This window comes from Oleiphilus sp. HI0043, from assembly GCF_001634935.1.
Map to the genome: position 1 here is coordinate 1 of NZ_LWEY01000304.1, position 927 is coordinate 927.

General features: G+C 40.5%; 1 protein-coding gene. It reads right to left on the reverse strand.

The window, feature by feature from the left end; translation table 11 throughout:
- Positions 1-112 precede the first annotated feature (112 nt).
- The gene (cysC, locus tag A3729_RS04285) at positions 113-709 is read right to left on the reverse strand and encodes an adenylyl-sulfate kinase (protein WP_068515286.1); all 597 of its coding nucleotides are present in this window, start codon (positions 707-709) and stop codon (positions 113-115) included.
- Positions 710-927: the final 218 nt, after the last annotated feature.

Sequence of the window (927 nt, forward strand, 5' to 3'; positions counted from 1 at the left end):
TATGAACAATCGCCCAACTTTATTAAACTTCATCCTTTAAACCCTATGATTAAAATTCCAGATTTTCACTGTAGCTAAGCTCTATATTCAAAGCAAGCCATTCTAGTGTTTGCTAGACATATCCACGCAAAACCAAGTAATCAAAAACTTCCTTTGCTGCACCTTCTATACTTAAAACACCCGCGTCAACCACGAGTTCAGGATCTTCGGGGGCTTCATATGTAGAGTCAATACCCGTAAAGTTTCGAATCTCTCCAGCCCTCGCCTTTTTATACAAACCTTTCGGGTCTCTCCGCTCACAAACACTAAGATCAGTACAAATATAAACCTCAATAAACTCCCCTATAGGGAAGAGCTTTCTCACCATTTGTCGATCTGAATTAAAAGGAGAAATAAACGCAGACTGGACAATCAAACCCGCATCGACAAAAAGTTTTCCTACCTCACCAATTCGTCTGATATTTTCAATTCGGTCTTGAGCAGAAAAACCCAGATCCTTCGTCAATCCATGCCTAACATTGTCACCGTCTAAAAGGTAGGTATGCTTACCTTTCTCGTAGAGCATCGCATCTAAGGCATTCGCGACACTAGACTTACCTGCACCACTAAGGCCGGTAAACCAGATCATGCAGGGCTTTTGATGTTTTTGCTTAGCACGGTCTTCTCTTTGGATTTGATGGTCGTGCCAGCGGATATTTGGGCTTTTCATAATTGAGGTCGTTTTAAGTTGTCTTATATGAGCAATATCGGTCGCGAAGTTACTATTAGTTACTTTTATATAGTTTTCACTAACCTTATTTTTCAGCTAAGCTTAACACCATTACAAAGCATTTTAATAACCTTAGCAGTTTTACAACTGTTTACCGCAACGAACGACTAAGCCGTTAACGACTCACGTACATTGCGGTACAGCTACACTTTGGATGA